At 54.0% G+C, this 8,990-nt stretch carries 7 protein-coding genes and 1 pseudogene; all 8 read right to left on the bottom strand.

Annotated elements, in window-relative coordinates; genetic code table 11:
• Positions 1–36: 36 nt before the first annotated feature.
• Entirely contained in the window at positions 37–456 is a 420-nt protein-coding gene (gene rbsD / locus PPL9_RS24995) for a D-ribose pyranase (protein ID WP_057465240.1), read from the bottom strand.
• A 377-nt stretch (positions 457–833) separates the two neighbouring features.
• Complete coding sequence (gene kduI, locus PPL9_RS25000; RefSeq protein WP_057465241.1) at positions 834–1,670, bottom strand: 5-dehydro-4-deoxy-D-glucuronate isomerase; 837 nt, start codon at positions 1,668–1,670, stop codon at positions 834–836.
• A gap of 91 nt (positions 1,671–1,761) precedes the next feature.
• Positions 1,762–2,519: pseudogene (gene kduD, locus PPL9_RS25005) on the bottom strand (2-dehydro-3-deoxy-D-gluconate 5-dehydrogenase KduD).
• Between the two features lie 11 nt (positions 2,520–2,530).
• On the bottom strand, positions 2,531–3,916 hold the full coding sequence (locus PPL9_RS25010) for a glycosyl hydrolase family 28 protein (RefSeq protein WP_057465242.1): 1,386 nt from the start codon (positions 3,914–3,916) through the stop codon (positions 2,531–2,533).
• A complete protein-coding gene (locus PPL9_RS25015; protein WP_057465243.1) occupies positions 3,906–4,997 on the bottom strand; it encodes a glycoside hydrolase family 88 protein in 1,092 nt (363 codons plus the stop codon). Before PPL9_RS25015 ends, PPL9_RS25010 begins: the two co-directional genes overlap by 11 nt.
• Positions 4,990–7,503, bottom strand: a complete 2,514-nt coding sequence (locus PPL9_RS25020; protein WP_057465244.1) for a hypothetical protein — start codon at positions 7,501–7,503, stop codon at positions 4,990–4,992. The genes PPL9_RS25015 and PPL9_RS25020 overlap by 8 nt, the downstream gene beginning before the upstream one ends.
• Positions 7,504–7,542: 39 nt before the next feature.
• Positions 7,543–8,778 (bottom strand): HAD family hydrolase, encoded by a 1,236-nt coding sequence (locus PPL9_RS25025; protein ID WP_057465245.1) that lies wholly within the window; start codon positions 8,776–8,778, stop codon positions 7,543–7,545.
• The coding region (locus PPL9_RS34410) for an oligopeptide/dipeptide ABC transporter ATP-binding protein (RefSeq protein WP_348271983.1) at positions 8,768–8,990 on the bottom strand (223 nt) is incomplete at its 5' end. The genes PPL9_RS34410 and PPL9_RS25025, both read right to left, overlap by 11 nt.

Raw genomic sequence — 8,990 nt, forward strand, 5'->3', positions numbered from 1 at the left:
GTCCTCTCCCAAAGCCCGAATTATCTCAGATTTCCCTCAGAACGTTACGCCTGAATAAAAAATCACATTGGCGTAGGGCGTGCATTCTCCCGTGCGCACCACCGCCCGGCATTTACCAGTTAATGCCTTGAATTCCTCATGAGAGACAGTTGTGGTCTCTACGCTGTTGCCTTGACACTTTGCGATTTCGGTAATGAGTGAACGCAGGCGCAAGTGATAAGCTGGCTGGTGTTCAATCAGCTCTTCAGCAATGACAACCCGCTCTACCTGCATCTCAGCTGTGATCGCGCTTGCCGTTTCCAGCATGCCCGGCAAACCCTTTGTAATGGCAAGGTCGATGCGCTCGACATCCTTGGAAATTGGGAGCCCGGCGTCTCCAACACACAGACCATCCCCATGGCCCATATGAGAGATAATGCTAGAGACCGGAGCGTTTAAAAGTACGCCCTTCTTCATTGCAGCAGTTCCTCCGCGTTGTCTCGATTGAAGAGACGTTAGCAGGCGCGCATGGGTTACGCAACCGTTTGCGCAAACGTTTGCGCGAGTCAATTTCTGGAATTCTTCCAGCTTAATTCAGGCATACTGAAAGAGCGCCTGACCTGAACAATGAGAGGTAAGTGCAAAAATATCAGAGGTTATATGGCTTTATTGCGGATGCACTCTGCTCGCCTGAAGCACGCTAAAAGCAAGAGCCTGCCCTACAACTGAGACAATTTGCGCCTATTTTTTCATACTTAGATCTTGGGGATATTGAACCGAACATCCTTCAGGCAAGCAAAAAGCCCCGCTCCTTTTCAGAGCGAGGCTTGTGGCATCTCAACGATTGCAGTTGTCTATTTCAGATCAGGAACTGCGATGTGGTCCATGTCGGTGAACTCCTGGTTTTCACCGGTCATGCCCCAGATAAAGGTGTAGGACTGGGTGCCGACACCGCTATGAATGGACCAGCTTGGGGAGATCACTGCCTGCTCGTTGTGAACGAACAAGTGGCGGGTTTCCTGCGGTTCCCCCATCATATGCACCACTGCGGCATCCTCCTTCATGTTGAAGTAGAAATATACTTCCATACGACGATCATGGGTATGCGCTGGCATGGTGTTCCAGATGGAACCCTGATGCAGTTTGGTCATGCCCATGAGCAGCTGACAGGTTGGAAGCACATCCGGCACGAAGTACCTATTGATCGTGCGCTCATTGCAGTTTTCAGCATCGCCCAGAGTGACCGGAGAGGCTTCTGCCAGAGTTACCTTCTTGTTTGGATAGGTTTTATGAGCCGGGGCACAGTTGTAATAAAGCTTGGCCGGGTTCTGCTTGTCGAGGCTTTTGAAAGACACATCTTTTGCGCCCATACCAACATAAAGCGCTTCTTCCTGTGCGACTTCGTAGGTTTCACCATCTACTGTGATGACAGCCGGGCCGCCCACATTGATGAAGCCGATTTCGCGACGTTCCAAAAAGTAGGAAACGCCCAGTTTCTTGCCGTAGTCTGCCACTAAGACGACTTCTGTGTTCAGTGGCATCACACCACCTACGATGATGCGATCTACGTGGCTGTAGGTCATGGTGATTTCATCTGCAGCAAATATGCTTTCAATGAGGAACTCACGGCGCAAGCCTTCTGTATCCAATGTTTTAGCGTGGTCGCTGTGAATTGCTTGTCTTACTTCCATGGTGATCTCCTAAAATTCGGCAATTGAGCGCACTTTTCCAGTCGCTCAATTTTTCAACTGCGCGTTATTTGCTTGTAGCTTTGTATTTCAGTTAGCGGGCGAGCCAGCCGCCATCGACAGCAATGGTGAAGCCGTTGACATATGAGGCTGCCTCAGACGCGAGAAAGACGCATGGTCCTGCAACATCCGCCGGTTCGCCCCAGCGCTCCGCCGGAATGCGTTCCAGAATGGCCTGATTACGATCAGCATCCGCCGGAGCGCTGCGGTGTTGTTTGTTGCCATGTAACCGGGAGCAATCGCGTTGACGTTGATGCCGTGTTTCGCCCACTCATTTGCCAATGCACGGGTCAGGCCCAGAACAGCGCTCTTGGAGGCGGTGTAGGATGGCACGCGAATGCCGCCCTGATAGGAAAGCATGGAGGCAACATTGATGATTTTGCCGCCGTTGCCCTGTTTCACGAACTGCTTTGCAACCAGCTGAGAGAGGAAGAAGAGTGAGCGGATGTTGAGGTTCATCACCGCATCCCAGTCGTCTTCTGAGAAGTCCAGAGCCTCTTCGCGGCGGATGATGCCTGCGTTGTTGACGAGAATATCAACCTGTCCAGTGGCTGCAACAGCATCAGCAACGATGCCCGGCAGCGCTTCCTTGTTACTCAGGTCGGCACGCAGATCGAAGAACTTGCGACCTGTTTCCGCCATCAAATCCACTGACTCTTTTGGCTCGACCACGTTGACGCCGACCACATCACAGCCCGCCTTTGCCAGACCAACGGCCATGGCCTGACCGAGGCCTGTATCACAGCCGGTTACAATTGCGGTTTTTCCATTCAAATCAAACTGTTTCAGAATATGTCCTATTCCTAAACAACACTGTGAGAACTTGCAGGTTTGCTGAAGCAAACGTTGGTGACATGGCCGAGTTCCGCCTCTTCCGTCGACCAGCCTTTCGGCAGCGGTGCGGGTCTGTGGATCACAACATCGTTGCAACGGACGTTGTTGGCATGATCCAGCCAGAGGCCCGGCAATCCGTTCGGATAGGGCTCAAGGCCGAGGACTTGCCCTGCCTCGTTTTTGACCCATGCGTTGCGGCGGCCTTGCTCGGGATTATCGAGCAGGTTCACATCGTGCGGGCTTGGGCGCAGGTCGAGATAGTAAGAATCCGAGAACTTGCCGGTTTCCAGTGTGAGCTGGATGTTGCTAAGCGAAACACTCTCGATCTTCTGGGTTTCGTGACCAACAATGTTAATCGCCCCTTGAGCGCGACCCGTGATGCCATCTGCAGACACATCGCGCACATAACCCGGCACATCTCCAGCAATACGCGGCAGGGCATTGATGGTGATCGCCTCGCCGCTGCCCCAGAACCCGTCTGGCGTTTGCTCGCATTGCACTGTGCAGTTGGAGAAGCGGATGCGCTCGATATCTCCGCCATCGCGGGAGAAGATGCCAAAGGCACGGTTGGATTCGGTGATTGTGCACGTAGTGAACAGCACATCCCGCACATCCTGATAGGTTTCCGTGCCGATCTTTAGCGCGCAAGACTTTGAGGAGAGGATGGAGTTGCTGACGATGATCCGTTCTGCCGGACCGTTGAGGCTTTCATCTTCTTTGCGGCAGGTTTTTACGCAAACCGCATCATCGGCTGCGCGGATCACGCAGTTGAAGATGGTCGCATCGGTGCAACTGTCGAAGTTGATGCCATCGGTGTTTGGCATACGCATATCATTGAGAATGCGTAGACCTTCTGCCTTTACCTGATGACAGGCGATCAGGTGGATGGTCCACATGGGTGCTTCGACAATGGAAATGCCAGTCAGACTGACGTCTTTGCAGTTTTCGAAGACGACGATACGCGGGCGTAGCATCTTGGGCCAGAACGTCCCTTCAAAGAGACCTTCACGACCACACCATTTTGCACTGTGGCCATGAATGGTACCGCTGCCGGAAATGGAGATGCCTTGCTGATCGCGCGCTGTGATGAAGGCGCGATCGGAGTCCTCTGCGATGACAGAGACTTTGCCTGCTTCATAGTCTGCATAGTTGGTGGAGCAGGAAACCTCACAGCCGTTTGGCAGGTGCAGGTCAACAAAAGACTTGAGTTTCAGCGCCTTTGAGACCCACTGCCCTCTTGGCAGCACGACCTGACCACCACCGGCTGCGTGAACTGCATCAATTGCTTGCTGGACGGCCTGCGTTATGTCTTTTTCGCCGTCTGAGACAGTGACATGGTGTGTATTAAGCGACATCTTGCAATAATTCCTCAGCGGCAAGAAGTTCAATCAAAAGAAGGCTTGCCAGTGCCTGCCCGTATGGTGTGGGAGTGTTCGGAATGTTCCGATAGAACTCAAAATCATGCCCCATGGCCGTGCCATCAGAGACTTCCTGCACGATCCCAGCTGCATCAATCCGCTGCAGAACCGCAGCCGCGGCCTTGAGTGCGGGTTGCAAGTAGGTTTCCGGCAGGATGCCTGTTCTCACGCCCCGCAGCAGACCGTAAGCAAAGCCTGCGGTGGCGGAAGTTTCTGGTGGAGAGTCTGGCTGATCCAACAGAGTTGGCCACATGCCATCTTCCAACTGGAGAGGAAGCAAGGCTTCCACCTGACGGCGGTAGAGCGCTTTAATCTGGCGAACTGCCGGACCATAGCGTTCACCGACCAGCTCAAACAGTTCCGGCACTGCGATGGTGATCCACGCATTGCCGCGGGCCCAGAAAGCTTGCGCGTAGTTGTGGTTCCCCAGGAAGGTCCAGCCATGATACCAGAGGCCGCTCACCGGATCTGACAGGTACCGACCATGGACAAGAAACTGGTAGTAGGCTTCTTCCACCCAATCCGGGCGGTTCAGCCAATCGCCAGCCACCCCCATGAACAGACCTGCCATGAACAGCGTATCATCCCAGAGCTGACCGTCATTCTCGCGCTCCTTGACCAGATGCTGGAAGCCGTCATCAACGGTTTTGGGCATATCGTTGATCAACCACTCAGCCCAATCGGTCACGATCTGCTTCCACCGCTGGTTGTTGGTTTCACGAGCCAACAAAGCAAGGCAGAGCATGGGGGCTGTGGAGTTGATCTGGCGCGGTGGCAGGCCGCGGGCGATCTGCATGTCATACCAGTTGGCGAGGTTGCGCTTCATGCGCTCATCGCCGGTCTTGCAAGCCTGCTTGTAAAAGCCGTAGAGACCCACACCGACTTCCCAATCCCATTCATCAAAGTGAATGGAGCCGTCATTGTCGAGTTCTGACGGGGTATCGTTGATGCCCTTCAGACTGCGGAAGCCATCTGCTGTCAGAGCCAGAGCGTCTTCAAGCCTGGATGTCTCAAACATGAGCTTCCTCCTGAGTTAAGCTGGACTGATCAAGCCGTTTCAGACCGATGCGTGGAACCGGGCTGAGGTTTTCGAAGACACTTTGCTTGCCGTTGACGCGCAACTCGCCTTCCCAATTGAGCGAGAGGTTGCCCTGCCCCTTGATCGCAGCGCTCAGGGACAATGTTTCTGCATTCCAACTGATGTTGCTGGTGAGCAGACGTGCCTTGAACTCTGCGAAGGTTTCGGTTTGAGCTGAACCTGTTACGGTCACCCATGCATTGCGGCGCCCTGAACTTCGGAACTCAACACCTGCAAAGCAGCCGGTTTGCAGTGGCTCCATGCCATTTGCAGTGTAGAAGGCGGTGAAACCATCTTTGACACGCGCAAAGAGCCAGTTGCCAGTGAGCTCATGCTCATCGCAGATGTGCAAAGGCGCATAGAGGTGCGTGAAGTCAGTCACGTTTTCGGCGGCATTGAAAATCATCAGGCCCACTGGGCCCGTTTGATCCGCACGCGGGAGCGTTCCGTTGCCGGACCAGTAAGAAGGCCGACCACTGCCCCAAACCTGGGTTTCACCTGGATGGTTGATCCAGAACCGTGCGTATGGATTGCCTGCGAGCATGACATCCTGCACATGCTGCTGGTGGCCGTGTTGCCCGGTTTTGTGGTCTACGACGGTAGAAAGCTGTGCGTCCGCAGTTTTGTAAAGCTTCAGTTTGCCTGTATGTTCATGACCCTGCGTGTAGCTGGTTTCCAGTGCACGTCCTTCAGGAACTGATGCATATGCGTTGGTTTCTTCTGGCGGTGCGTAGTCGCTGAGCGCAATCAGCGTTGAGGCGAAGTTGCCGGAGGACACAAAGCCGTTGCCCCATGCAAAGTGGCAGAGTGTTGCCAGTTCACTTGCCGGGCCTGCGAAGATATCCTTGTCGTAGCACCGTCCCATGGTGCCAGCAGGCAGACCAGTTTGAGTGTGCAGAGCCATCATCTGGAAGATGGAGTCCATGAGCGCTTTGGAGCGATCACGAATGTCAGCATCCGGTGCCAGATGATACAGTGCTGTCAGGCCGATAAAGTCGATCGTGTAGTATGGATTGGAGTTCCACTCTGCCAGACCGTCCCGTTCCACGGTTTCAAACCACTTCAATAAACGCTCATAGCCCACTTGCTTTTGTTGCTGTCCCTGTCTGCCAGAGCAGAGGAAGAGATCTTCCGGGAACATTGTTCCAGCAAGGTACTGAGAGGCATGAAAGCAGAGCGTGTGGTTTTCACTCCAGAACCACATGGCATCGTTGCCCGGTTCATCGAACCAGTAGCGGAAGCCTAGAATTGTAGAGCGGACACGGCGCCAGGTTTGCTCTGAGAACTTTGTCCATGCATGATCTTTCCAAATCCAGAGTAGCGGTAGGAACGCAAAGTCGGCGCAATCTTCGCGGCGGGAAATCTTGCTCAGCGCTTCAAGAAGCAGCTTCTCAGCTGTTTCCAAGTCTATGCCCATATGTAGCCTTGCCAAAGCATGGGAGAGATGGCTTTCGCCTGTTTGAGCGCTGGATGTTAAAAGCTCATTGCGGCGCTCTTCCAGTGTTGAGCCAGTGCCCTTTTCTAGATCCTTCAGGCAGACAACGCCCACTTCCCGTGCAACACCAAGGCCTTGGGTGAATAAGGTGACCCGCACGAGGTTGGTGGCCGGAGCCAGATCATCGACACGTGGACCGACCAGACGATTTGCGCCTTTAGGCAAGGTGTAGGTGCCCTTACTGCCCGTCAGCGTTGGCTTCAGCAATGACAGGGTTTCAACGTGGATCTGAGTGTCTTCTGGCAAGGAGCCTTCAAACTGCAGTTCCACATCTCCTTCAGAGTAATAGAGCTTGTCTGGTTGGACGCTGGAGATAAACGCTTCAGCTGTTTTCAGGGCCTCCGCATCGTATGTAGCGCTCAGGCCGACTTGCAAATCAGCGTCAGTTTCCTCTGAGCCCTCATAGAGAAGCTCGAGAGAATAAACGGTATCGCGCTCGGCAATGTCTTCCAGATGTACGACGATTTCATTGGCACCTTCAGACAAAGTAAGCGTTTCAAGGCTTTCCTGCGGTTTATTCCGGACCAGAGGCTCGAATGCAAAACCGGGCTCACCGTTCACCCAGATGCGAACACCACCGGCTGTTCGGACGCGGAACTGATAGTTCCCTGTAGCTGGTGCGTTCACCACACAGCGCAAAACGCGTTGCAGATGGGTTGGACAGAACCAGAAGCCGCTGAAGTCCAACACGGACTGTGACGGCTGGATGCGTGTCTCAGTCAGTTCGGCATTATTTGGACACGGAACGTCCCTGCCCTTCATGTCATTCCAGAAGGTAATGCGGCATGGGAGGTCGCCGACATCGGTGAAACCGTTGATGTAGGTGTAGTTCACTTTGTCGGGCAGAGTATCTGCCTCGCCAGCAAAGGGTGTCTCCGTCAGCCCAGAGACTTCCCAATAGCTTAAGGGCTCACCCTTTTTGATCTGCCAAGGGAATTGTGTTTTTGGCACAAAACCACTCCTTGTAAATGGGGTATCTTTTATAGGACTTCAGGTAAGCGAAAGCTCGATCTGCTCGATACAGCTGACCAGCTCGTGAAGCGAAGCGATGATCCGAGTAGGCTCTTCACTAGCGTCTTGCGGGACCACATTTCTGCGCTGCGTCCACTTATGGAAGATGCTCTTGTGACCTGCTTCGTTCGCACCTTTGATGTCACGTTCGAGGTTGTTGCCAACCATGACGATACTGCCTGCATCTGCTTCGCTCAGGCCGAGTGAAGACATGGCGCACTCAAACATTCTGTAATCTGGCTTCAGAACACCCACATCACCTGAAATGGTGTGGCTTTCGAAATGGCCCCACAGGTCGTGCTGCCCCAGAATGTTCTCAAAGGTTGCGCGTGGGCCGTCAGCCACGAGAGCAAGGCGGTAGCCGCGGGCAGCCAGCGTGTTCAGCGCTTCTCGGGCATGTGGCAGGAGCTCAGCACCGTAGGCAACATCACTGCCTTCCTTTTTGATTTCAGTGCCTTCATCGATGAGCGTGTCACCACAATCCAGAAAGATGGCTTTGAGATGCGGAAGGGTTTCGCGCAGATCATTGATGAGGTACTTCACACGCTCAGGGATCCAGCTTTTCGCGCGAGCCCACGGCACCAAGTCGCCTTCAGCACAATCCCAGCGCAGTGTTTCACCGTAGGATGGCTCAAGCACCAAGCGCTGCATTTGCAGGCGTGCGAGGCGGTGTTCATATGGAGTGACCTCACCAAACTCTTGCGAGAATGGATTCCCCATGTGAACACCATGTAACCCCGCCCCCAACGAGCACTCGTAACGGGCGTGAGCTTCGCGTTCCTTCATGGCATCACGGGATGCAAAGTGGGCGTGTTTGCCAGGTTCCGCCCAAAGCGTGACGCGGCCATTTTCAATTGGCAGCGCGTCACCATTCTTCATTTCAACGCGCTTGCCGTGCTGAGATGCTTCAACGGCGACAACCTGATCGTCTGCATCGAGATGAATCCAGATGTGTTCCAGGTCGTAAAGATGCTGAATGTCATAGTCCCAGAAGATCGCGTATTCGATGACGCGGTCAGCTTTAGGCGCAATCTCAAACTTGCTACTTGGAGACTTTCCTGCCTCCAAAAAAACCGTGAACCCAATAGCGGTCGGGCGCCATGGTTCTGATCTGTCCAGTCGCAGCACTGGTGCAAATTTACGCGCAAGGTTGAGTTCGTCGGTTTCCTGAAGGCCCTGCCTCAAGGCAATGAGGCTTCCGTTTTTATTGGTCATAGTTGGCCCCTTGTAGCTTCAGGCCAGCAGAGTGGTGGCAGCGGACGAACCGACCACCTGCTGTTTCAGTCAATTCCGGATTGGACATGTGGCAAAGCTCAGATGCATGCGGACACCGGCTGGCAAACGCACAGCCCACTGGCAGGTTCGCCGGATCGGCTACCTCTCCTTTGACAAGACCGCGCTTCTTGGCTCGCGCGCGTTTTGGATCC

It is taken from the genome of Pseudovibrio sp. POLY-S9 (assembly GCF_001431305.1).
In the GTDB taxonomy this organism is placed as follows: domain Bacteria; phylum Pseudomonadota; class Alphaproteobacteria; order Rhizobiales; family Stappiaceae; genus Pseudovibrio.

What these genes read in the sequence shown, in the direction of transcription:
- PPL9_RS25025 (WP_057465245.1), bottom strand. Translation starts at nt 8,778, where the DNA reads ATGACCAATAAAAACGGAAGCCTCATTGCCTTGAGGCAGGGCCTTCAG.
- rbsD (WP_057465240.1), bottom strand. Translation starts at nt 456, where the DNA reads ATGAAGAAGGGCGTACTTTTAAACGCTCCGGTCTCTAGCATTATCTCT.
- kduI (WP_057465241.1), bottom strand. Translation starts at nt 1,670, where the DNA reads ATGGAAGTAAGACAAGCAATTCACAGCGACCACGCTAAAACATTGGAT.
- PPL9_RS25010 (WP_057465242.1), bottom strand. Translation starts at nt 3,916, where the DNA reads ATGTCGCTTAATACACACCATGTCACTGTCTCAGACGGCGAAAAAGAC.
- PPL9_RS25015 (WP_057465243.1), bottom strand. Translation starts at nt 4,997, where the DNA reads ATGTTTGAGACATCCAGGCTTGAAGACGCTCTGGCTCTGACAGCAGAT.